General features: G+C 54.8%; 21 protein-coding genes. 16 read left to right on the plus strand and 5 right to left on the minus strand.

Features of this window, described 5'->3' with window-relative positions:
• The first annotated feature begins 1 nt into the window (after window position 1).
• Both HWQ15_RS11990 and HWQ15_RS11995 read left to right on the plus strand, forming a co-directional pair.
• The gene (locus tag HWQ15_RS11990; protein ID WP_022647031.1) at window positions 2–1,180 is read left to right on the plus strand and encodes a sugar efflux transporter; all 1,179 of its coding nucleotides are present in this window, start codon (window positions 2–4) and stop codon (window positions 1,178–1,180) included.
• Between the two features lie 216 nt (window positions 1,181–1,396).
• Entirely contained in the window at window positions 1,397–1,549 is a 153-nt protein-coding gene (locus tag HWQ15_RS11995; protein ID WP_010427008.1) for a Hok/Gef family protein, read from the plus strand.
• 90 nt (window positions 1,550–1,639) lie between these two features.
• On the opposite strand, the gene leuD is transcribed toward HWQ15_RS11995, so the two are convergent.
• The 5 genes from leuD to leuL all read right to left on the minus strand — a co-directional run bounded on the left by leuD (window position 1,640) and on the right by leuL (window position 6,499).
• Complete coding sequence (gene leuD, locus HWQ15_RS12000; RefSeq protein ID WP_023299315.1) at window positions 1,640–2,245, minus strand: 3-isopropylmalate dehydratase small subunit; 606 nt, start codon at window positions 2,243–2,245, stop codon at window positions 1,640–1,642.
• Between the two features lie 10 nt (window positions 2,246–2,255).
• Complete coding sequence (gene leuC, locus HWQ15_RS12005) at window positions 2,256–3,656, minus strand: 3-isopropylmalate dehydratase large subunit (RefSeq protein ID WP_022647033.1); 1,401 nt, start codon at window positions 3,654–3,656, stop codon at window positions 2,256–2,258.
• A 2-nt stretch (window positions 3,657–3,658) separates the two neighbouring features.
• Window positions 3,659–4,750, minus strand: a complete 1,092-nt coding sequence (leuB, locus tag HWQ15_RS12010) for a 3-isopropylmalate dehydrogenase (RefSeq protein ID WP_022647034.1) — start codon at window positions 4,748–4,750, stop codon at window positions 3,659–3,661.
• The gene (gene leuA, locus HWQ15_RS12015; protein ID WP_022647035.1) at window positions 4,750–6,321 is read right to left on the minus strand and encodes a 2-isopropylmalate synthase; all 1,572 of its coding nucleotides are present in this window, start codon (window positions 6,319–6,321) and stop codon (window positions 4,750–4,752) included. The genes leuB and leuA overlap by 1 nt, the downstream gene beginning before the upstream one ends.
• 91 nt (window positions 6,322–6,412) lie before the next feature.
• Complete coding sequence (gene leuL / locus HWQ15_RS23460; protein ID WP_057979999.1) at window positions 6,413–6,499, minus strand: leu operon leader peptide; 87 nt, start codon at window positions 6,497–6,499, stop codon at window positions 6,413–6,415.
• Window positions 6,500–7,126: 627 nt separating this feature from the next.
• Here leuL and leuO point away from each other — a divergent pair.
• The 14 genes from leuO (at window position 7,127) to murG (ending at window position 23,515) form a co-directional block, all read left to right on the plus strand.
• Window positions 7,127–8,071: a transcriptional regulator LeuO gene (leuO, locus tag HWQ15_RS12025; protein WP_022647036.1), complete on the plus strand. Its 945-nt coding sequence runs from the start codon at window positions 7,127–7,129 to the stop codon at window positions 8,069–8,071.
• A 376-nt stretch (window positions 8,072–8,447) separates the two neighbouring features.
• Window positions 8,448–10,172 carry an acetolactate synthase 3 large subunit gene (gene ilvI / locus HWQ15_RS12030; protein WP_176587390.1) on the plus strand — a complete coding sequence of 575 codons (1,725 nt, stop codon included), beginning with the start codon at window positions 8,448–8,450 and terminating at the stop codon, window positions 10,170–10,172.
• 1 nt (window position 10,173) lies between these two features.
• Complete coding sequence (gene ilvN / locus HWQ15_RS12035; RefSeq protein ID WP_023305437.1) at window positions 10,174–10,668, plus strand: acetolactate synthase small subunit; 495 nt, start codon at window positions 10,174–10,176, stop codon at window positions 10,666–10,668.
• Between the two features lie 176 nt (window positions 10,669–10,844).
• Window positions 10,845–11,849 (plus strand): catabolite repressor/activator, encoded by a 1,005-nt coding sequence (gene cra, locus HWQ15_RS12040; protein WP_003856369.1) that lies wholly within the window; start codon window positions 10,845–10,847, stop codon window positions 11,847–11,849.
• Window positions 11,850–12,439: 590 nt separating this feature from the next.
• Window positions 12,440–12,898, plus strand: coding sequence for a division/cell wall cluster transcriptional repressor MraZ (mraZ, locus tag HWQ15_RS12045; protein WP_014830641.1), 459 nt, complete (start codon window positions 12,440–12,442; stop codon window positions 12,896–12,898).
• 2 nt (window positions 12,899–12,900) lie between these two features.
• Window positions 12,901–13,842: a 16S rRNA (cytosine(1402)-N(4))-methyltransferase RsmH gene (gene rsmH, locus HWQ15_RS12050; RefSeq protein WP_003856366.1), complete on the plus strand. Its 942-nt coding sequence runs from the start codon at window positions 12,901–12,903 to the stop codon at window positions 13,840–13,842.
• Window positions 13,839–14,204, plus strand: a complete 366-nt coding sequence (gene ftsL, locus HWQ15_RS12055) for a cell division protein FtsL (RefSeq protein WP_003856363.1) — start codon at window positions 13,839–13,841, stop codon at window positions 14,202–14,204. The genes rsmH and ftsL overlap by 4 nt, the downstream gene beginning before the upstream one ends.
• 15 nt (window positions 14,205–14,219) lie before the next feature.
• Window positions 14,220–15,986 carry a peptidoglycan glycosyltransferase FtsI gene (gene ftsI, locus HWQ15_RS12060; RefSeq protein ID WP_022647040.1) on the plus strand — a complete coding sequence of 589 codons (1,767 nt, stop codon included), beginning with the start codon at window positions 14,220–14,222 and terminating at the stop codon, window positions 15,984–15,986.
• Complete coding sequence (gene murE / locus HWQ15_RS12065; RefSeq protein ID WP_032625481.1) at window positions 15,973–17,460, plus strand: UDP-N-acetylmuramoyl-L-alanyl-D-glutamate--2,6-diaminopimelate ligase; 1,488 nt, start codon at window positions 15,973–15,975, stop codon at window positions 17,458–17,460. The genes ftsI and murE overlap by 14 nt, the downstream gene beginning before the upstream one ends.
• Window positions 17,457–18,815: a UDP-N-acetylmuramoyl-tripeptide--D-alanyl-D-alanine ligase gene (gene murF / locus HWQ15_RS12070; protein ID WP_038415337.1), complete on the plus strand. Its 1,359-nt coding sequence runs from the start codon at window positions 17,457–17,459 to the stop codon at window positions 18,813–18,815. The genes murE and murF overlap by 4 nt, the downstream gene beginning before the upstream one ends.
• A complete protein-coding gene (mraY, locus tag HWQ15_RS12075; RefSeq protein WP_003856353.1) occupies window positions 18,809–19,891 on the plus strand; it encodes a phospho-N-acetylmuramoyl-pentapeptide-transferase in 1,083 nt (360 codons plus the stop codon). The genes murF and mraY overlap by 7 nt, the downstream gene beginning before the upstream one ends.
• Before the next feature lie 2 nt (window positions 19,892–19,893).
• Window positions 19,894–21,210 carry a UDP-N-acetylmuramoyl-L-alanine--D-glutamate ligase gene (gene murD / locus HWQ15_RS12080; RefSeq protein ID WP_023299321.1) on the plus strand — a complete coding sequence of 439 codons (1,317 nt, stop codon included), beginning with the start codon at window positions 19,894–19,896 and terminating at the stop codon, window positions 21,208–21,210.
• Window positions 21,210–22,454 (plus strand): cell division protein FtsW, encoded by a 1,245-nt coding sequence (gene ftsW / locus HWQ15_RS12085; RefSeq protein ID WP_022647044.1) that lies wholly within the window; start codon window positions 21,210–21,212, stop codon window positions 22,452–22,454. Before murD ends, ftsW begins: the two co-directional genes overlap by 1 nt.
• A complete protein-coding gene (murG, locus tag HWQ15_RS12090; protein WP_023299322.1) occupies window positions 22,451–23,515 on the plus strand; it encodes an undecaprenyldiphospho-muramoylpentapeptide beta-N-acetylglucosaminyltransferase in 1,065 nt (354 codons plus the stop codon). The genes ftsW and murG overlap by 4 nt, the downstream gene beginning before the upstream one ends.
• Window positions 23,516–23,538 lie beyond the last annotated feature (23 nt).

Consider the following 23,538-nt stretch of genomic DNA (forward strand, 5'->3'; position numbering starts at 1 on the left):
CATGCTCTGGTTGATGACGATGGGGCGACGCCTGAACGGCGTGTACGCCGCTTTTATGCTGGTGGCCTTCATGATGGGCGTGGCCGGTGCGCTACAGGCGCCGACGCTGAGCCTGTTTCTCAGCCGTGAGGTTGGGGCGCAGCCATTTTGGGTAGGCCTGTTCTACACCGTCAACGCCATTGCCGGGATCCTCGTCAGCCTGTGGCTGGCGAAACGATCCGACAGCCAGGGCGATCGCCGCAAGCTGATCCTCTTTTGTTGCGCCATGGCCGTGGGCAACGCGTTGCTGTTTGCCTTTAATCGTCACTACCTGACGCTTATCACCTGTGGCGTGCTGTTGGCCTCTCTGGCGAACACCGCCATGCCGCAGCTCTTCGCTCTGGCCCGGGAGTACGCCGACAACTCGGCGCGGGAAGTGGTGATGTTCAGCTCGGTGATGCGTGCGCAGCTCTCTCTCGCATGGGTCATCGGCCCCCCGCTGGCGTTCATGCTGGCGCTGAACTACGGTTTCACCGTCATGTTCACCATCGCCGCGGGAATTTTTGCCATCAGCCTGGCGCTGATAGCCTTTGTGCTGCCATCGGTGGCGCGCGTAGAGCAGGTGACGGACAAGCCCATCACCCAGGTAAGCGGCTGGCAGGATAAAAACGTCCGCATGTTGTTTATCGCCTCCACGCTGATGTGGACCTGCAACACCATGTACATTATCGATATGCCGCTGTGGATCAGCAGCGATCTGGGACTGCCCGACAAGCTCGCGGGGATCCTGATGGGCACCGCTGCCGGGCTGGAGATCCCGGCGATGATTCTGGCGGGTTACTACGTAAAACGTTTCGGAAAGCGTCGGATGATGGTCGTCGCCGTGGCGGCTGGGGTGGTGTTCTACGCGGGGTTAATCCTTTTCCATTCGCGGGAAGCTTTGCTGGCGTTACAGCTATTTAACGCGGTATTTATCGGAATCGTTGCCGGGATCGGCATGCTCTGGTTCCAGGATTTAATGCCGGGGCGAGCAGGCTCCGCGACCACGCTGTTTACTAACAGTATCTCTACCGGCGTGATTCTGGCAGGGGTGATTCAGGGGGCGCTGTCGCAAAGCTATGGACATGCATCCGTGTACTGGGTGATCGCAGCGATTTCGGTCATCACGCTTGTGTTAACGTGCCGGGTTAAAGACGTTTGATTCTGGAAGGCGGCTTCACGAAATGAAACGATTTTCTGACAGGAGCAGAGAAGGCGCATAGAGTGCGTGACGGGTGCTTGAGGCTGTTTGCCTCAGGCTTTCGCAAGAGGCAAACAGTGGAGAGTCCCACATCAAAAAACTGATGGGGAGACCAACTTCACAACCAACATTGCGAGGTTAGTCTCTTCATTGCCGAAAAGCAATAAGGAGGCTGGAATGCCAAAACGTACTCTGCTGTTAGGTTTGTTTCTGATCTGTACGACGTTGTTGATCTTCACCTGGATGGTGCGCGACTCGCTGTGTGAGCTGCACTTCAGACAGGAGAAAACAGAGCTGGCGGCAGTGTTGGCTTACGAAGCAAAACGTTAGCGGTATTGGCGGGGTTTTTCCCCGCCTCTCCAGAGTGGTTACGCCTCAACGCACCCTTATCAATGGCCCGCGCCCTGCGGGCCATTGCCTTTAGCCCATAAACGCAGGCTGTTTTTTCTCGTAGGTGGAGATAGCCTCTTCGTGCTGCAGCGTCAGGCCAATGCTATCCAGACCGTTCAGCATGCAGTGGCGACGGAACGCATCAATGCTAAAGCTGTAGGTCTTGTCACCGGCTTTCACCACTTCTGCTTCCAGATCTACTTCAAACGACATCCCCGGATTTGCCTGCACCAGTGCAAACAGTTCATCGACCTGTTCGTCACTCAGCGTCACCGGCAGCAGCTGGTTGTTGAAGCTGTTGCCGTAGAAGATATCCGCGAAGCTTGGGGCGATAACCACTTTAAAACCGTAATCGGTCAGCGCCCATGGCGCGTGTTCACGCGAGGATCCGCAGCCAAAGTTTTCCCGCGCCAGCAAAATGGAGGCGCCTTTGTATTCCTGAAAGTTCAGGACGAATTCCGGGTTCGGCACTTCGCCTTTATCGTCGAGGAAGCGCCAGTCGTTGAACAGATGCGCCCCAAAACCCGTGCGCGTCACTTTCTGCAAAAACTGTTTAGGAATGATCGCGTCAGTATCGACGTTAGCGGCGTCCAGCGGGACAACACGGCCCGTATGTTGGGTAAATTTCTCTGCCATGATTGTCTCCTTATTTCAGGCTGCGAATATCGGCGAAATGACCGGTGACTGCCGCAGCGGCGGCCATTGCCGGGCTGACCAGGTGGGTGCGCCCACCGCGGCCCTGACGGCCTTCAAAGTTACGGTTGCTGGTGGAGGCACAGCGCTCGCCCGGATTCAGGCGGTCGTTGTTCATCGCCAGACACATGGAGCAGCCGGGCAGGCGCCACTCGAAGCCTGCTTCGATAAAGATCTTATCCAGACCTTCCGCTTCCGCCTGGGCTTTCACCGGACCGGAGCCCGGCACAACCAGCGCCTGCACGCCCGGTGCCACTTTGCGGCCTTTTGCAATTTCTGCCGCAGCGCGTAAATCTTCGATACGGGAGTTAGTGCAGGAGCCGATGAACACTTTATCAATGCTCACGTCGGTCAGCGGTACGCCGGGTTTCAGCCCCATATAGGCCAGCGCCTTTTCCGCACTCGCGCGCTCGACCGGATCGGCGAAGGAAGCCGGGTCAGGAATGCTGTCGTTGACGGAAATGACCTGGCCCGGGTTGGTGCCCCAGGTGACTTGCGGGGCGATCTCTTCCGCCTGCAACGTCACAACGGTATCAAAAATTGCCCCCTCGTCCGTTTTCAGGGTTTTCCAGTACGCTACCGCGTCGTCAAAATCCTGTCCTTTCGGCGCATGAAGACGCCCCTTCACATAGTTGAAGGTGGTGTCGTCTGGGGCCACCAGGCCTGCTTTGGCACCCATCTCAATGGCCATGTTGCACAGGGTCATACGACCTTCCATGCTCAGCGCCTGGATAGCGTCGCCGCAGAACTCAACGACGTGACCGGTACCACCTGCACTGCCGGTTTTGCCGATAATCGCCAGCACGATATCTTTCGCGGTGATACCCGGCGCGGCTTTCCCCTTCACTTCAATCTTCATGGTTTTGGCGCGGCCCTGCTTCAGGGTCTGCGTCGCCAGAACGTGTTCCACTTCAGAGGTGCCAATCCCGAACGCCAGGGCGCCAAATGCGCCGTGCGTCGCGGTGTGGGAGTCGCCGCAGACAATGGTCATGCCCGGCAGAGTAATACCCTGTTCAGGTCCCATTACGTGGACGATGCCCTGATAGGGGTGGTTCAGATCGTACAGCTCCACGCCAAACTCGTTACAGTTCTTAATCAGCTCCTGCATCTGGATACGTGCCATCTCGCCAGATGCATTAATGTCTTTGGTCTGGGTGGAAACGTTGTGATCCATCGTGGCAAAGGTTTTACCCGGCTGACGCACCGGGCGCTTGTGCGCACGCAGGCCGTCAAATGCCTGAGGAGACGTCACTTCGTGTACCAGATGACGGTCGATGTACAACAGTGGGGTTTCGTCTGGCGTCTCGTAAACAACGTGCGCATCAAACAACTTCTCATATAACGTCTTAGCCATGATTACACCCCTTCAGCGACATAGCGGGCAATGATGTCGCCCATTTCATCGGTACTGACTGCCGCCGTGCCGCGTGCTAAATCACCGGTACGGACGCCTTCTTCTAACGCCCGGTTAATGGCGTTTTCAATTGCGGTTGCTGCATCGCCTGCATCCAGGCTGTAGCGCAGCAGCAGAGCCAGAGAGAGGATCTGCGCAATCGGGTTGGCGATGTTTTTGCCTGCGATATCCGGCGCGGAGCCCCCCGCCGGTTCGTACAGGCCAAAGCCTTCTTCGTTCAGGCTGGCGGAGGGCAGCATTCCCATGGAGCCAGTGATCATGGCGCATTCATCCGAGAGAATATCGCCGAACAGGTTGGAGCACAGCAACACGTCAAACTGAGACGGATCTTTGATCAGCTGCATCGTTGCGTTGTCGATATACATATGCGACAGCGCAACGTCCGGGTACTGCTTAGCGACTTCACTGACGATTTCGCGCCACAAAATGGAAGACTGGAGCACGTTCGCTTTATCAATAGAGGTCACTTTACGGCGGCGTTTGCGCGCTGACTCAAACGCGATATGGGCGATACGTTCAATTTCAAAACGGTGATAGACCTCGGTATCAAACGCTTTCTCATGCTGACCGCTGCCTTCGCGACCTTTTGGCTGACCGAAGTAGATGCCGCCGGTCAGCTCACGCACGCAGAGAATGTCGAAACCGTTGGCCGCGATATCCGCGCGCAGCGGGCAGAACTCTTCCAGCCCCGGGTACAGCTTCGCCGGACGCAGGTTGCTGAACAGTTTGAAATGTTTACGCAGCGGCAGCAGCGCACCGCGCTCCGGCTGCTCTGCTGGCGGCAAATGTTCCCACTTAGGGCCGCCCACGGAGCCAAACAGCACGGCATCGGCATTTTCACAGCCTTCCACAGTGGCTTTCGGCAATGGCGTACCGTGGTTATCAATCGCAATACCGCCCACATCGTAGTGGCTGGTGGTAATTTTCATCGCAAAACGCGAACGAACGGCTTCCAGTACTTTCAGCGCCTGTGCCATCACTTCCGGGCCAATACCGTCACCCGGCAACACAGCAATATGGTAATTCTTCGACATCACACGGTTTCCTTGTTGTTCTCTTTATTCTGAGCTTTGCGTTGCAACTCTTTTTCGACTTCGGCGGCGCGCCAGATGTTGTTCAGGACATGCACCATCGCTTTCGCGGAGGATTCGACGATATCTGTCGCCAGACCCACACCGTGGAAGCGGCGACCGTTATAATTGACGACGATATCCACCTGACCCAGGGCGTCTTTACCGTGCCCTTTAGCCGTCAGGTCGTATTTCACCAGCTCTACGTCGTACTCAGTGACGCGGTTAATCGCCTGGTAAATGGCATCCACAGGGCCGTTGCCGTTGGCGGCTTCCGCTTTAATTTCATCCCCGCAGGCCAGCTTCACGGAGGCGGTGGCGATGTCGCTTGAGCCGGACTGGACGTTGAAGTAGTCCAGACGGAAGTGCTCTGGCTCTTCCTGCTGTTTGTTGATGAATGCCAGCGCTTCCAGATCGTAATCGAACACCTGGCCCTTCTTGTCCGCCAGCTTCAGGAAGGCGTCGTACAGCTGATCCATGTTGTAATCGCTGTCCTTGTAGCCCATCTCTTCCATACGGTGCTTCACTGCCGCGCGACCAGAGCGTGAGGTCAGGTTCAACTGAACCTGGTTCAGACCGATGGATTCCGGAGTCATGATTTCGTAGTTTTCACGGTTCTTCAGCACGCCATCCTGGTGAATACCGGAAGAGTGAGCGAACGCGCCCGTACCGACAATCGCTTTGTTGGCCGGGATCGGCATGTTGCAAATCTGGCTGACGGTCTGGCTGGTGCGCCAGATTTCGTTGTGATTGATGCGTGTGTGCACGTCCATGATGTCTTTGCGCACTTTGATCGCCATGATCACTTCTTCCAGCGAACAGTTGCCTGCGCGTTCGCCGATGCCGTTCATCGCGCCTTCTACCTGACGCGCGCCGGCGTGCACCGCCGCGATAGCATTGCCAACGGCCAGACCCAGGTCATCGTGGGTGTGTACAGAGATAATGGCTTTATCAATATTTGGTACGCGGTCATACAGACCGGTAATGATGTTGGCAAACTCAAACGGCATGGTGTAGCCGACGGTATCCGGGATGTTGATGGTTCTGGCTCCGGCATTAATAGCGGCTTCCACAACACGGGCCAAATCGTCAATCGGCGTGCGGCCTGCATCTTCACAGGAAAATTCCACGTCGTCAGTGTAGTTACGCGCCCGTTTAACCATATACACCGCACGTTCGATCACTTCATCCAGCGTGCTGCGCAACTTGGTTGCAATGTGCATGGGGGAGGTGGCAATAAAAGTATGGATACGGAAAGCTTCTGCAACTTTCAGGGATTCCGCGGCCACATCGATATCTTTCTCAACGCAGCGAGCCAGAGCGCACACGCGGCTGTTTTTGATGGTGCGGGCGATGGTCTGCACTGACTCAAAATCACCCGGCGAGGAGACAGGAAAACCGACCTCCATTACGTCTACACCCATGCGTTCCAGGGCCAGCGCAATTTGCAGTTTTTCTTTAACACTCAGGCTCGCCTGTAATGCCTGTTCACCGTCACGTAAAGTAGTATCGAAAATAACGACTTGCTGGCTCATGGGTTAGGTCCTTGTCAGTCTTAGGGCGCCTTGCTACGAGCATAAAAAAACCCGCGCAGTGGCGCGGGTTTTTAGTTTTACTGAAGACGATTCAACGCTGAATTTCGCCCGCCAGTCTACCGCGCACAGTGGATGCGTTTAGTAGTAGTAGACCGGTGAAACGAAGGGTGCGAATCATGAATCCTGCTCCAGGTGAATGCGATAGGCTTTTAGTGGTACTGGATACGCCGACTCATGTCAACCCCTCCCCGACAAAACGGGGACCCAACGCAGGGAGAATACATTAGCTAATTGTGCTGGTTTTTGCATGGCTAACCGATTTTATTGTCTATTATTGGACTGGGGATTCATCTCTGGAATAATTTGAATATAATTGGTAGCAATTGAACATACTATTTTCATCAACATGCTAAGAAATGGAATGTGTTTCATATCATTGATTTATAAACTTCATGAATGATTTACGGGTAAGGAAGTTATCAAAATTGATATCAATTTGTTAATGAATATGCGTTGTATACTATTAATAGTTTAATAACGCTTAAGTCATTATTAATGAGAGCGTTGATTGTGTATTTGTCTGGTTTATGGTTTCATGCTCACAATAAAGTTTGAGATATCTTTTGAACGATTTTTAACTCTTCATTTATGGGGTGCGTAAAGCCGCTCGGTGAATGGGGCTCTTTATATATTCCGAATTTTAAATAATTTCCTTTCGCTTGTTGTATATGCATGGTAAATCATATTTTTCGAAGTTATTACTGTACCTGGGCAAAGGGAATTTAGCGTGACGGTGGAGTCAGAAATGCCAGAAAATAATATTAACCAACCACAGACTTATGATGGGGTTAAGCCTCAGTTACGCACAGTGGATCTTAACTTGTTAACTGTATTCGATGCAGTGATGCAGGAGCAGAATATTACGCGAGCAGCGCAATCTCTGGGAATGTCTCAGCCTGCCGTGAGTAATGCCGTAGCCAGACTTAAGGTGATGTTTAACGACGAGTTATTCGTTCGTTATGGGAGGGGAATTCAGCCTACAGCGCGTGCATTCCAGCTATTCGGTTCGATTCGTCAGGCGCTACAGCTGGTTCAAAATGAACTTCCCGGTTCGGGCTTTGAACCCTTAAGCAGTGAGCGGGTTTTCCATCTCTGTGTTTGCAGTCCGTTAGATAATTATTTGACGTCTGTTATATATAATAAAGTTGAACAGATCGCCCCAAATATTCATCTCGTTTTTAAATCATCATTAAATCAAAACACTGAACACCAGCTTCGTTATCAGGAAACAGAGTTTGTTCTGGGATACGAAGAGTTCCGCCGTCCAGAGTTTGCCTGTGTTCCGTTGTTCAAAGACGAAATGGTGTTAGTCGCCAGTAAAAAACATCCCCGTATGAATTCGCCGCTGCGTGAAAGCGATGTTTACAGTGAGCAACACGCCGTTGTTGCTCTTGACAGATATGCCTCATTTAGTCAGCCGTGGTATGACACCGCCGATAAACAAGCCAGCGTGGCTTATCAGGGAATGGCCATGGTCAGTGTATTAAATGTCGTTTCTCAGACGCAGTTAGTCGCTATTGCGCCGCGCTGGCTTGCTGAAGAGTTCTCCGATTCACTTAATCTGCAAATTTTACCTCTGCCGCTCAAGCTTAATAGCCGTACCTGTTATCTTTCCTGGCATGAGGCTGCGGGTCGGGATAAAGGGCATCAGTGGATGGAAGAGCTGCTGATCAATATTTGCCGTCGCTAGGTTCTGGTGAATAAACCGCATGGCGTCATGCGGTTTATTCTGCGGTTTTTAAAACTGGCGATATTATGTTCTGTGTTCGTTTTTTCAGTTACTTATGCATGCTCAAAAATAGATGATTTCCTGATCCATCCTCTTTTTAAGAGATGAATTATTATTGTCTCCACTCATACCAGACGAATTCACCATATTCGTGTCTGTCAGCTGTTTTTTCTGCTTTTATTGCCCATTCCCGCATCCCGTTTGCTAATTGCCTGCCTCATAACGAGCGGTTAAGGTATCCATCACTCTGCACATTATAAGATGGGTTTACCCTGTCAGAAGACGGCGCGGAAATGAATTCTGTAGACCGTCTATAACAAAAGCCTGGAGGCAAAGCATGGAGATGTTGTCTGGCGCGGAAATGGTCGTCCGATCGCTTATCGATCAGGGCGTGAAACAAGTGTTCGGCTATCCCGGAGGCGCGGTTCTCGATATTTATGACGCGCTGCACACGGTAGGCGGTATTGATCATGTTCTGGTTCGTCATGAACAGGCTGCTGTACATATGGCTGACGGCCTGGCCCGCGCCACGGGCGAAGTGGGTGTTGTGCTGGTCACTTCCGGGCCGGGGGCGACCAATGCCATTACCGGCATAGCGACTGCGTATATGGACTCTATTCCACTGGTCATTCTTTCCGGACAGGTGGCGACGTCGCTGATTGGCTATGATGCGTTTCAGGAGTGCGACATGGTGGGGATCTCACGCCCCGTGGTGAAGCACAGCTTTCTGGTTAAACAAACTGAAGATATCCCGGGCGTACTGAAAAAAGCCTTCTGGCTGGCCGCCAGCGGTCGTCCTGGGCCAGTGGTTGTCGATCTGCCAAAAGATATTCTCAATCCGGGGAATAAACTGCCTTACCTTTGGCCTGAGTCGGTGAGCATGCGTTCGTATAATCCGACCACGCAAGGGCACAAAGGACAGATTAAACGTGCGCTGCAAACGCTGCTGGCTGCGAAAAAACCGGTGGTCTATGTGGGGGGAGGCGCCGTCAATGCAGCCTGCGAAACGCAACTACGCGAACTGATCGAGAAGCTTAATCTTCCTGTCGCGTCATCACTGATGGGGCTGGGGGCGTTCCCTGCCACGCATCGGCAGGCGCTGGGCATGCTGGGTATGCACGGCACCTACGAAGCCAATATGACGATGCACAATTCTGACGTGATTTTTGCCGTCGGCGTGCGTTTTGACGATCGCACCACGAACAACCTGGCGAAATACTGCCCGAATGCGACGGTGCTGCACATTGATATCGATCCTACTTCTATCTCTAAAACGGTGCCGGCGGATGTGCCGATCGTGGGAGACGCACGACAGGTGCTGGATCAAATGTTGGATCTGCTGGCGCAGGAGACCGCCTCTCAACCGCTGGACGAGATCCGCGACTGGTGGCAACAAATCGAGCAATGGCGTGGCCGTCAGTGCCTTAAATACGACACGCAAAGTGAGAACATCAAACCGCAGGCGGTGATCGAGACGATCTGGCGTCTGACTAATGGCGATGCGTATGTCACTTCTGACGTGGGCCAGCATCAGATGTTTGCTGCGCTGTATTACCCGTTTGATAAACCGCGTCGCTGGATCAACTCAGGCGGGCTCGGCACGATGGGCTTTGGTTTGCCCGCCGCGCTGGGGGTAAAGCTGGCGTTGCCAAACGAAACGGTTATTTGCGTAACGGGTGACGGCAGTATACAGATGAATATTCAGGAACTTTCCACTGCGCTGCAATATGAACTGCCAGTGCTGGTGCTGAACCTGAATAACGGTTACCTCGGCATGGTAAAACAGTGGCAGGATATGATTTATTCGGGCCGTCACTCCCAGTCCTATATGAAATCACTTCCGGACTTTGTCCGTCTGGCTGAAGCCTATGGTCATATTGGCATGCGGGTAACCGATCCGTCAGAGCTGGAAGCGAAGCTCGGCGAAGCGCTTGACCACGTTAAAAACAATCGCCTCGTCTTCATGGACGTTATCGTCGATGGCACAGAGCACGTTTATCCGATGCATATTCGTGGCGGTGGTATGGATGAAATGTGGTTAAGCAAAACGGAGAGAACCTGATATGCGCCGGATATTATCTGTATTACTGGAAAATGAGTCGGGCGCACTGTCGCGGGTTATTGGGCTTTTTGCCCAGCGCGGCTATAACATTGAAAGCCTGACCGTGGCACCGACCGATGACCCTACGCTCTCGCGCATGACGATCCAGACTGTCGGCGATGCGAAAGTGCTTGAGCAGATCGAAAAGCAATTGCACAAGCTGGTGGACGTACTGCGCGTCAGCGAGTTGGGGCAGGGTGCTTACGTCGAACGTGAAGTGATGCTGGTGAAAATTCAGGCCAGCGGTTACGGCCGTGATGAGGTCAAGCGCAACACGGATATTTTCCGTGGGCAGATTATTGACGTCACGCCTTCTATATATACTGTCCAGCTTGCCGGAACGAGCGATAAGCTGGACGCTTTCCTGGCCTCTGTCAGGGATGTGGCAAAAATTGTTGAAGTTGCGCGCTCTGGCGTTGTTGGCCTCTCGCGCGGCGATAAAATCATGCGTGAGTAGCGCAATAGGTTCGCCTCTTTCAGCCCGGTAGCCAAAGCCGGGCTTTTTTTTGCGTAATCCGCCGACAACGCAGACAAAAGCGGTTGCCGTGAAGGCTATTCTGCGTTTAGATGTTAAAATATTTAACCATAACCTTGACAGGGCCATGGACTCTTTTCTTTTTTTGAGGGGCAATTGTGAAACTGGATGAAATCGCCCGGCTCGCCGGCGTGTCGAGAACCACGGCCAGCTATGTGATTAACGGTAAAGCAAAGCAGTATCGTGTCAGCGATAAGACCGTTGAGAAAGTGATGGCAGTCGTTCGTGAGCATAATTACCATCCGAATGCTGTCGCCGCAGGTTTACGTGCCGGGCGCACCCGCTCTATTGGCCTGGTGATCCCGGACCTGGAAAACACCAGCTATACCCGCATCGCCAACTATCTGGAACGTCAGGCTCGTCAGCGGGGCTATCAGCTGTTGATTGCCTGCTCCGAGGATCAGCCCGACAACGAGATGCGCTGCATTGAGCATCTGCTGCAACGTCAGGTTGATGCCATCATCGTGTCGACCTCTTTACCACCCGAGCATCCGTTCTATCAGCGCTGGGCGAACGATCCGTTCCCGATAGTGGCGCTGGATCGTGCGCTCGATCGTGAACATTTCACCAGCGTCGTGGGTGCCGATCAGGACGATGCAGAAATGCTGGCTGCCGAGCTGCGTACCTTCCCGGCTGAAACGGTGCTGTATCTTGGCGCTTTGCCTGAACTTTCGGTAAGCTTCCTGCGTGAACAAGGGTTCCGTACGGCATGGAAAGACGATCCGCGTGACGTTCATTATCTCTATGCCAACAGTTATGAGCGCGAAGCGGCTGCCCAGCTGTTCGAGAAATGGCTGGAAACGCACCCGATGCCGCAGGCGTTGTTTACCACCTCGTTTGCTCTGTTGCAGGGAGTGATGGACGTGACGTTACGTCGCGATGGCAAGCTGCCATCCGATCTGGCGATTGCTACCTTCGGTGATAACGAACTGCTCGACTTCCTGCAATGTCCAGTGCTGGCCGTGGCTCAGCGTCACCGCGACGTCGCCGAGCGCGTGCTGGAGATTGTTCTGGCAAGCCTGGATGAACCCCGCAAGCCTAAACCCGGACTTACGCGTATCAAACGTAATCTCTATCGGCGCGGAATTTTGAGCCGCCATTAATATTTCCACAGGGGCGGTATAACTGCCCCTTTTGCGGCGAATTTATTGCGATAAATAATTCCCGGATAAAAATTAGGATTTATCTCTAAGATTCATAGCCTGCTATTTTTCTGAATCCATTTTGATGTTAAAAAGCACAATTATAAATTTTTGACTGACATTTCTTTGTATTGTTTTGTTACAAACAGGCGCCAGCCGATGAATATTCAGCCATTTTTCACTCTCCCTCCAGCCTCAATGCACACGAACGAATCCATATTGCCTCGGGATTAAACTGGTGCTGTTATCCCCCGGCGATATGCCTTAAAATGCTGCCCGCGTCGCAAACTGACACTTTATATTTCCCTGCGATGATATTGAGTGAGTCTTAACGCTCGTGTGCATATTCGGTTTTTTTCTTACAAATATTCATAACGTTAATTTTGCCTCGCCAGTTGTTTAGTTATTAGCCAGGTCACTCTTGCTCTGTAAATAGGATGCTTTCGGGTCCGTACAGAGAGAGTCCTGGCTTGACAAGCTTTTCCCTCGCTCCGTAAACTCCTTCAGGTGGGAATTTGTGGGTTAAAGTGGTGAGGAGGGGTGAGGCTGGCATGTTCCGTGGAGCAACGTTAGTCAATCTCGACAGCAAAGGGCGTTTATCGGTACCAACCCGATACCGTGACCAGCTGATTGAGAACGCTTCGGGTCAACTGGTTTGCACCATTGACATCAACTCCCCCTGCCTGCTGCTTTATCCTTTGCCTGAATGGGAAATCATTGAGCAAAAGCTGTCGCGACTGTCGAGCATGAACCCGCAGGAACGCCGCGTACAGCGGTTGTTATTGGGACATGCCAGTGAATGTCAGATGGATAGCGCCGGGCGATTATTGATTGCGCCTGTGTTGCGGCAACATGCCGGTCTGACTAAAGAAGTGATGCTGGTCGGGCAGTTCAACAAGTTTGAACTGTGGGACGAAACGACCTGGTATCAACAGGTCAAGGAAGATATCGACGCTGAGCAGTCTGATTCCGCAACATTATCGGAACGGCTGCAGGACTTGTCTCTATAAATATGATGGAAAATTATAAACATACAACGGTGCTGCTGGATGAGGCCGTTAACGGCCTGAATATTCGTCCAGATGGCATCTATATTGATGGCACTTTTGGTCGCGGTGGCCACTCGCGTTTGATCCTCTCTCAGCTTGGAGCGGAAGGGCGCCTGCTGGCAATTGACCGCGATCCGCAGGCGATTGCCGTTGCGCAAACCATCGATGACCCTCGCTTTTCCATCGTGCATGGACCTTTCTCTGCGCTTGCGGATTATGTCGCCGAGCGCGGCCTGACCGGCAAAATCGACGGGATCCTCCTCGATCTTGGCGTCTCTTCACCACAGCTTGATGATGCAGAACGCGGCTTCTCCTTTATGCGCGACGGTCCGCTGGATATGCGTATGGACCCCACCCGCGGCCAGTCTGCCGCCGAGTGGTTACAAACTGCTGACGAAGCGGATATTGCCTGGGTGATCAAAACCTTCGGCGAAGAACGCTTTGGCAAACGTATTGCGCGCGCCATCGTGGAGCGCAACCGCGTTGAGCCAATGACCCGTACCAAAGAGCTGGCAGAAGTCATCGCGGCGGCAACGCCAGTGAAGGACAAGCACAAACATCCTGCGACCCGTACCTTCCAGGCGGTTCGTATCTGGGTAAACAGTGAACTGGAGGAAATAGAGCTGGCGCTAAAAAGCTCGCTCGACGTGCTGGCCCCGGGTGGGCGGTTATCCATCATCAGCTTCCATTCGCTGGAAGATCGCATCGTTAAGCGCTTTATGCGTGAACAGAGCCGCGGTCCGCAGGTTCCAGCTGGGCTGCCGATGACGGAAGAACAACTCAGAAAGCTGGGAGGCCGTCAGTTGCGAGCATTAGGCAAGTTGATGCCGGGCGAAGAAGAGGTGGCAGAGAATCCACGTGCCCGTAGTTCAGTGCTGCGTATTGCAGAGAGGACGAACGCATGATCAGCAGAGTGACAGAGACCCTAAGCAAAGTTAAGGGATCGTTAGGAAGCAACGAGCGCCATGCCTTGCCTGGCGTGATCGGCGACGATCTTTTGCGGTTTGGGAAGCTGCCACTCTGCTTGTTCATTTGCATCATTGTGACGGCAGTCATGGTGGTAACCACCGCTCACCATACCCGTTTATTAACTGCGCAGCGTGAACAGATGGTACTGGAACGCGATGCGCTGGATATTGAATGGCGAAATCTGATCCTTGAAGAAAACGCGCTCGGCGATCACAGCCGGGTTGAACGGATCGCAACGGAAAAACTGCAATTACAGCATGTTGATCCTTCGCAGGAAAATATCGTAGTACAAAAATAAGGGAAAACGCGACGCATGAAAGCAGCGGCAAAAACGCTAAAACCAAAACGCCAGGAAGAACAGGCCAACTTTATCAGTTGGCGTTTTGCGTTGCTTTGCGGCTGCATTTTACTGGCGCTGGGTTTCCTGCTGGGACGCGTGGCGTGGCTACAAATCATCGCGCCTGACATGCTGGTGCGTCAGGGGGATATGCGTTCTCTGCGCGTGCAGGAAGTTTCTACCTCTCGTGGGATGATCACCGACCGCTCCGGCCGCCCGCTGGCGGTGAGCGTACCGGTGAAGGCGATCTGGGCCGATCCTAAAGAGCTGCATGACGCAGGCGGGATCACCCTTGATAACCGCTGGAAGGCGCTCTCAGACGCGTTGAAAATGCCGCTGGATCAGCTGGCGTCACGCGTTAACGCCAACCCGAAAGGGCGCTTCATCTATCTTGCCCGTCAGGTGAACCCTGACATGGCTGATTACATTAAAAAACTTAAGCTGCCCGGCATTCATCTGCGGGAAGAATCCCGCCGTTATTATCCTTCCGGCGAAGTCACCGCGCACCTGATTGGCTTCACCAACGTGGATAGCCAGGGGATTGAAGGCGTTGAAAAAAGCTTCGACAAGTGGCTTACCGGCCAGCCTGGCGAGCGAATCGTGCGTAAAGACCGCTATGGTCGCGTCATTGAAGATATTTCCTCGACAGACAGCCAGGCCGCGCACAACCTGGCCCTGAGTATTGATGAGCGCTTGCAGGCGCTGGTCTATCGTGAGCTGAACAACGCCGTCGCGTTTAACAAGGCGGAATCGGGCAGTGCCGTGCTGGTGGATGTGGCGACAGGTGAAGTGCTGGCGATGGCCAGTAGTCCCTCATACAACCCGAATAATTTTGCCGGTACAGCAAAAGATGCGATGCGTAACCGCTCCATCACCGATGTGTTTGAACCCGGTTCAACCGTAAAACCTATGGTGGTGATGACGGCTCTACAGCGGGGCATCGTCAACGAAAATACCGTTCTGAATACGATCCCTTATCGAATTAACGGCCACGAAATAAAAGACGTGGCACGTTACAGCGAACTGACCCTGACCGGGGTCTTACAGAAGTCGAGTAACGTCGGTGTGTCAAAACTGGCGTTAGCGATGCCGTCCTCAGCGTTAGTAGATACTTACTCACGTTTTGGGCTGGGAAAGGCGACCAATTTGGGGTTGGTCGGAGAACGCAGTGGCTTATATCCTCAAAAACAACGGTGGTCTGACATAGAGAGGGCCACCTTCTCTTTCGGCTACGGGCTAATGGTAACTCCCTTACAGTTAGCGCGAGTCTACGCAACGATTGGCAGCTATGGCATTTATCGCCCGCTGTCGATCACCAAAGTTGATCCACCGGTACCGGGGGAACGTGTTTTCCCGGAATCTATCGTTCGTACCGTCGTACATATGATGGAAAGCGTCGCGCTGCCCGGTGGTGGTGGCGTGAAGGCCGCGATTAAGGGCTATCGTATCGCCATCAAAACCGGTACAGCGAAAAAAGTGGGGCCGGACGGCCGCTATATCAACAAATACATTGCCTATACCGCAGGCGTAGCGCCTGCAAGCAATCCGCGTTTTGCGCTGGTGGTCGTCATCAACGATCCGCAGGCGGGTAAATACTACGGCGGCGCCGTCTCCGCGCCTGTGTTCGGGGCTATTATGGGCGGCGTGTTGCGCACCATGAACATTGAACCGGATGCGCTGGCGACGGGCGAAAAAAGTGAATTTGTAATTAATCAAGGCGAGGGAACAGGTGGCAGATCGTAATTTGCGCGACCTTCTTGCTCCGTGGGTGCCTATGCTACCTGCGCGAGCACTGCGAGAGATGGTACTGGATAGCCGCGTAGCGGCTTCTGGCGATCTTTTTGTGGCAGTGGTAGGTCATCAGGCGGACGGGCGTCGTTATATCCCGCAGGCGATTGCGCAAGGTGTTGCTGCCATTATTGCTGAGGCCAAAGATGAGGCAACAGACGGTGAGATCCGTGAAATGCACGGCGTGCCGGTCATCTATCTCAGCCAGCTGAATGAGCGTCTCTCCGCGCTGGCAGGACGTTTTTACAACGAACCTTCCGACCAGTTAAAGCTGGTTGGCGTGACAGGAACCAACGGAAAAACCACCACCACTCAGCTGATGGCGCAGTGGGCTCAGCTGCTGGGTGAAACCGGTGCCGTCATGGGCACGGTGGGGAACGGTATTCTGGGCAAAGTAAGCCCGACGGAAAACACTACAGGCTCGGCGGTTGACGTGCAGCGTGTGCTGGCAGGCCTTGCAGAGCAGGGGGCGACCTTCGCGGCGATGGAGGTCTCCTCCCATGGTCTGGTACAACATCGCGTGGCGGCACTGAAATTTGCCGCCTCTGTCTTTACAAACCTGAGCCGCGATCACCTTGATTATCATGGTGATATGGAGCACTACGAAGCGGCGAAATGGCTGCTTTATTCCACTCACCACCACGGGCAGGCGATCATTAACGCCGACGACGAAGTCGGTCGCCGCTGGCTGGAAAAACTGCCAGATGCGGTGGCGGTGTCGATGGAAGATCGCATTAATCCGAACTGTCGTGGCCGCTGGCTGAAGGCAGTGGAAGTAAACTACCACGATAGCGGGGCGACGATCCGCTTTGCTTCCACCTGGGGCGAAGGTGAAATTGAAAGCCGCCTGATGGGGGCTTTCAACGTCAGTAACCTGCTGCTGGCGCTGGCGACGCTGCTGGCGCTGGATTACCCGATGGCGGATCTGCTGAAAACGGCTGAGCGTTTGCAACCGGTCTGTGGCCGCATGGAAGTGTTTAGCGCGCCGGGCAAGCCGACGGTGGTCGTGGATTACGCCCACACGCCGGATGCGCTGGAAAAAGCGCTGGAAGCGGCGCGTCTGCACTGCGCTGGCAAGCTCTGGTGCGTGTTTGGCTGCGGTGGCGATCGCGACAAGGGCAAACGTCCGCTGATGGGCGCCATCGCTGAGCAGTTCGCGGATATTCCCGTGGTGACCGATGACAACCCGCGTACCGAAGAGCCGAGGGCCATTATCAACGACATTCTGGCGGGCATGCTGGATGCGGGTCGTGCGCGCGTGGTCGAAGGCCGTGCGGAGGCCGTGACTAACGCCATTATGCAGGCGCAGGAGAACGATGTGGTTCTGCTGGCCGGTAAAGGTCATGAAGATTATCAGATCGTCGGCAATCGTCGTCTGGATTACTCAGACCGCGTGACGGCAGCGCGTCTGCTGGGAGTGGTGGCATGATTAGCATTACGTTAAGCCAGGCCGCTGCGGTATTGCAGGGGATGCTGCATGGTCAGGATCTGACCATCGAGGCTGTGACCACCGACACCCGTAAGGTGACGGCGGGCTGCCTGTTTGTGGCGCTGAAGGGTGAACGTTTTGACGCCCACGATTTTGCGCAGCAGGCTAAAGATAACGGCGCGGGTGCGCTGCTGGTCAACCGTAAGCTCGATATCGATTTGCCGCAGATTGTGGTGAAAGATACGCGCCTGGCCTTTGGTGAGCTGGCGGCATGGGTTCGCCAGCAGGTGCCAACACGCGTCGTGGCGCTGACGGGCTCGTCGGGCAAAACCTCCGTTAAAGAGATGACGGCGGCGATCCTTAGCCAGTGCGGAAACACGCTTTATACGGCGGGCAACCTTAATAATGACATCGGTGTACCGATGACGCTGCTGCGCCTGACCCACGAGCATGAATATGCGGTGATTGAGTTAGGGGCTAACCATCAGGGCGAAATCGCCTGGACCGTGAGCCTGACGCGTCCGGAAGCGGCGCTGGTGAATAACCTGGCGGCGGCACATCTTGAAGGTTTTGGTTCGCTGGCCGGTGTGGCGAAAGCGAAAGGTGAAATTTATACCGGCCTGCCGGATGACGGCATCGCCATTATGAATGCCGATAACAATGACTGGCTGAACTGGCAGAGCATCATTGGTTCACGCAAAACCTGGCGCTTCTCCCCGAATGCGGCAAACAGTGATTTTTCGGCGACCAACATTCATGTGACGTCACACGGCACCGAGTTCACCCTCATGACCCCAACGGGCGACATCGACGTGCTGCTGCCTCTGCCGGGTCGTCATAACATCGCCAATGCGCTTGCTGCGGCAGCGCTCTCAATGGCGGTAGGGGCCTCACATGCTGCGATAAAAACTGGTCTGGCAAATTTAAAAGCCGTGCCGGGGCGTCTGTTCCCGATCCAGCTGGCTGAAAACAAACTCCTGCTGGATGACTCCTACAACGCTAACGTCGGCTCCATGACGGCGGCCGTGCAGGTCTTGTCTGAGATGCCGGGCTATCGCGTGATGGTTGTTGGCGATATGGCCGAGCTGGGTGATGAAAGCGAAGCCTGCCACGTACAGGTTGGCGAAGCGGCGAAAGCTGCCGGGCTTGACCGCGTACTGAGCGCAGGCACGCTGAGCAAGGCCATTTCCGATGCCAGTGAAGTTGGCGAACATTTTGCCGATAAATCTGCACTGATCGAACGCCTGAAGGCATTGATTACAGAAAAACAGATTGTGACTGTTTTAGTTAAAGGTTCACGTAGTGCCGCCATGGAAGAGGTTGTGCACGCATTACAGGAGAACGGGACATGTTAGTTTGGCTGGCCGAACATTTGGTCAAATATTATTCAGGCTTTAACGTCTTTTCCTATCTGACGTTTCGCGCCATCGTCAGCCTGCTGACTGCGCTGTTCATCTCGTTGTGGATGGGCCCGCGCATGATTGCCCGTTTGCAAAAACTCTCTTTCGGCCAGGTTGTACGCAACGATGGTCCGGAATCGCATTTCAGCAAGCGCGGTACGCCGACCATGGGCGGGATCATGATCCTGACCGCGATTGTGGTGTCCGTTCTGCTGTGGGCTTATCCGTCTAACCCCTACGTCTGGTGCGTGCTGACTGTTCTGGTTGGCTACGGGATCATCGGTTTTGTTGATGACTACCGCAAAGTCGTGCGCAAAGACACCAAAGGTTTGATCGCCCGCTGGAAGTATTTCTGGATGTCGGTAATTGCGCTGGGTGTGGCCTTCGCGCTTTACCTGGCAGGAAAAGACACCCCGGCCACCGAGCTGGTGGTGCCGTTCTTCAAAGACGTGATGCCGCAGCTGGGGCTGTTCTACATTCTGCTGGCTTACTTTGTGATCGTCGGCACCGGCAACGCCGTCAACCTGACCGATGGTCTGGACGGCCTGGCCATCATGCCAACCGTGTTTGTCGCGGGCGGTTTCGCGCTGGTGGCGTGGGCGACCGGTAACATGAACTTTGCAAACTACCTGCACATCCCGTACCTGCGACACGCTGGTGAGCTGGTGATCGTCTGTACGGCGATTGTCGGCGCGGGGCTGGGCTTCCTGTGGTTCAACACCTATCCGGCGCAGGTCTTTATGGGCGACGTCGGTTCACTGGCGCTGGGCGGCGCGCTGGGCATTATCGCCGTGCTGCTGCGTCAGGAGTTCCTGCTGGTGATTATGGGCGGTGTGTTTGTGGTTGAGACCCTGTCGGTGATTTTGCAGGTCGGTTCCTTCAAGCTGCGCGGCCAGCGCATCTTCCGTATGGCACCGATTCACCACCACTATGAACTGAAAGGCTGGCCGGAGCCGCGCGTCATTGTGCGCTTCTGGATTATTTCGCTGATGCTGGTGCTGATTGGCCTGGCAACGCTGAAGGTACGTTAATCATGGCAGATTACCAGGGCAAAAAAGTCGTTATCATCGGGTTGGGCCTTACCGGCCTCTCCTGCGTGGACTTTTTCCTTGCGCGTGGCGTGACGCCGCGCGTGATGGATACGCGCGTCTCTCCGCCGGGTCTGGACAAGCTGCCGGAGCAGGTTGAACGCCACCTGGGTGGTCTAAATGATGAGTGGCTGCTGGTCGCCGATCTGATTGTTGCCAGCCCGGGCATGGCGCTGGCGCATCCTTCGCTGAGTGCCGCGGCGGATGCAGGCGTTGAGATTGTTGGCGATATCGAACTGTTCTGCCGGGAGGCGCAGGCCCCGATCGTTGCCATTACCGGTTCAAACGGTAAAAGCACCGTCACCACCCTGGTGGGTGAGATGGCGAAAGCGGCGGGCAAAAATGTCGGCGTGGGCGGTAACATTGGTCTGCCCGCGTTGATGCTGCTCGATAAAGGGTGTGAGCTGTTTGTACTTGAGCTTTCCAGCTTCCAGCTGGAAACCACTTCAAGCCTGCATGCGGCGGCAGCGACGATCCTTAATGTCACCGAAGATCATATGGACAGATACCCGTTCGGCTTGCAGCAGTACCGCGCGGCCAAGCTGCGTGTCTATGAAAATGCCAAAGTCTGCGTGGTGAATGCCGATGATGCACTCACCATGCCGGTGCGTGGCGCAGACGATCGCTGCATTAGCTTCGGTATTAACATGGGTGACTATCACCTTAACCGCCAGCAGGGCGAAACCTGGCTGCGGGTGAAAGGTGAGAAGGTGCTGAACGTGAAAGAGATGATGCTCTCCGGCCAGCATAACTACACCAACGCCCTGGCGGCGCTGGCGCTGGCGGATGCCGTTGGCCTGCCGCGATCTTCAAGCCTGAAGGCGCTGACCACCTTTACCGGCCTGGCTCACCGTTTTCAGCTGGCGCTGGAACACAACGGCGTACGCTGGATTAACGATTCCAAAGCGACCAATGTGGGTAGCACCGAGGCGGCATTGAACGGTCTGCACGTTGAAGGCACACTGCATCTGCTGCTGGGCGGCGACGGTAAATCAGCCGATTTCTCCTCGCTGAAGCAGTACCTCAACGGTGATAACGTGCGCCTTTATTGCTTTGGCCGCGATGGCAGCGAGCTTGCGGCGTTGCGTCCTGAGGTCGCCGAACAAACCGAGACCATGGAACAGGCGATGCGCCTTATCGCCCCCCGCGTGAAGCCCGGCGATATGGTGCTGCTCTCGCCAGCCTGTGCCAGCCTCGATCAATTTAAGAATTTCGAACAGCGGGGCGATGTCTTTACCCGCCTGGCGAAGGAGTTAGGCTGATGCGTTTATCTCTCCCTCGCCTGAAAATGCCGCGTCTGCCAGGGTTTGGTATCCTGGTATGGCTGTTTACGGCGCTGAAAGGCTGGGTGATGGCTTCACGGGATAAAGATTCCGACAGCCTGATTATGTACGACCGCACGCTGTTCTGGCTCACGCTGGGGCTGGCAGCGACCGGCTTTATTATGGTCACCTCGGCGTCGATGCCTGTCGGACAGCGTCTGGCAAACGATCCGTTCCTGTTTGCCAAGCGTGACGGGCTGTACATCATTCTCGCGTTCTGCCTGGCGATGATCACCTTACGCCTGCCGATGTCGTTCTGGCAGCGGCACAGTACGGCCATGCTTATCGCCTCAATCATCATGCTGTTGATCGTTCTGGTCGTCGGGAGCTCCGTTAACGGGGCATCACGCTGGATCGCCTTTGGTCCGCTGCGTATTCAGCCTGCAGAGTTCACCAAGCTTTCGTTGTTCTGCTACCTGGCAAACTACCTGGTGCGTAAAGTCGACGAAGTTCGTAACAACCTGCGCGGCTTCTTAAAACCGATGGGCGTGATTCTGGTGCTTGCGATCCTGCTGCTGGCGCAGCCCGATCTCGGTACGGTTGTCGTACTGTTTGTCACTACGCTGGCGATGCTGTTCCTGGCGGGAGCAAAACTGTGGCAGTTCATTGCCATCATCGGGATGGGGATTTCGGCGGTGGTGCTGCTGATCCTCGCCGAACCATACCGTATCCGCCGTGTGACCTCGTTCTGGAACCCATGGGAAGATCCGTTCGGCAGCGGTTATCAGCTGACACAGTCGCTGATGGCGTTTGGCCGCGGCGAAGTCTGGGGCCAAGGCCTGGGCAACTCGGTGCAAAAACTGGAGTATTTACCGGAGGCGCATACCGACTTCATCTTCTCCATTATTGGGGAAGAACTGGGTTATATCGGTGTGGTATTGGCGCTATTAATGGTATTCTTCGTCGCTTTCCGCGCCATGTCGATTGGCCGTAAAGCGCTGGAGATCGATCACCGCTTCTCCGGTTTCCTGGCCTGCTCAATTGGTATCTGGTTTAGCTTCCAGGCACTGGTAAACGTTGGGGCCGCAGCGGGTATGCTGCCGACCAAAGGTCTGACGTTGCCGTTGATCAGTTATGGTGGTTCGAGTCTGTTGATCATGTCGACGGCCATCATGTTTTTGTTACGCATAGATTATGAAACGCGTCTGGAGAAAGCTCAGGCGTTTACACGAGGTTCACGATGAATCAACCGAAGCGGTTAATGGTGATGGCAGGCGGGACCGGCGGACACGTGTTCCCGGGACTGGCGGTTGCGCACCATTTAATGGAACAGGGCTGGCAGGTACGCTGGCTGGGAACCGCAGACCGCATGGAAGCCGACCTTGTACCTAAACACGGTATCGAGATCGACTTTATTCGTATTTCTGGCCTTCGTGGCAAAGGGATCAAGGCGCTGCTGCTGGCGCCGGTGCGCATTTTCAATGCCTGGCGTCAGGCGCGCGACATTATGAAGCGCTTTAAGCCTGACGTCGTTCTGGGCATGGGCGGCTACGTTTCCGGTCCGGGAGGACTGGCGGCGTGGTCACTGGGCATCCCTGTTGTTCTGCATGAGCAGAACGGTATTGCCGGGTTGACCAACAAATGGCTGGCAAAAATCGCCACCAAAGTTATGCAGGCCTTCCCCGGGGCATTCCCGAAAGCGGATGTCGTAGGGAATCCGGTGCGTGTGGACGTGCTGGCGCTGCCGCTGCCAGATACGCGTCTGGCGGGTCGCGAAGGGCCGGTGCGCGTGCTGGTTGTCGGCGGTTCACAGGGCGCACGTATTTTAAACCAGACGATGCCACAGGTTGCGGCAAAACTGGGTGATGCGGTGACCATCTGGCACCAGAGCGGGAAGGGCGCTCAGCAGAGCGTTGAGCAGGCTTACGCGCAGGAAGGTCAGCCGCAGCATAAAGTGACTGAATTTATTGATGATATGGCCGCAGCCTATGCCTGGGCCGATGTCGTGGTCTGTCGCTCGGGCGCGCTGACGGTGAGCGAAATCGCCGCCGCCGGTTTGCCGGCGCTGTTTGTGCCGTTCCAGCACAAAGACCGACAGCAGTACTGGAATGCGCTGCCGCTTGAGAAAGCGGGTGCCGCGAAGATTTTTGAGCAGCCACAATTTACCGCTGATGCGGTCGCCACTACCCTGGCGGGCTGGAACCGGGATGTATTACTGGAGATGGCGCAACGCGCACGCGCGACCGCTATCCCGGATGCAACGGAACGGGTGGCAAAAGAAGTGAGCCTGGCAGCCCAGGCATAATTCTCGCAGCGCGTGTTGCGCTG

It is taken from the genome of Enterobacter sp. DSM 30060 (assembly GCF_013375955.1).
GTDB classification, from domain to species: Bacteria; Pseudomonadota; Gammaproteobacteria; order Enterobacterales; family Enterobacteriaceae; genus Enterobacter; species Enterobacter intestinihominis.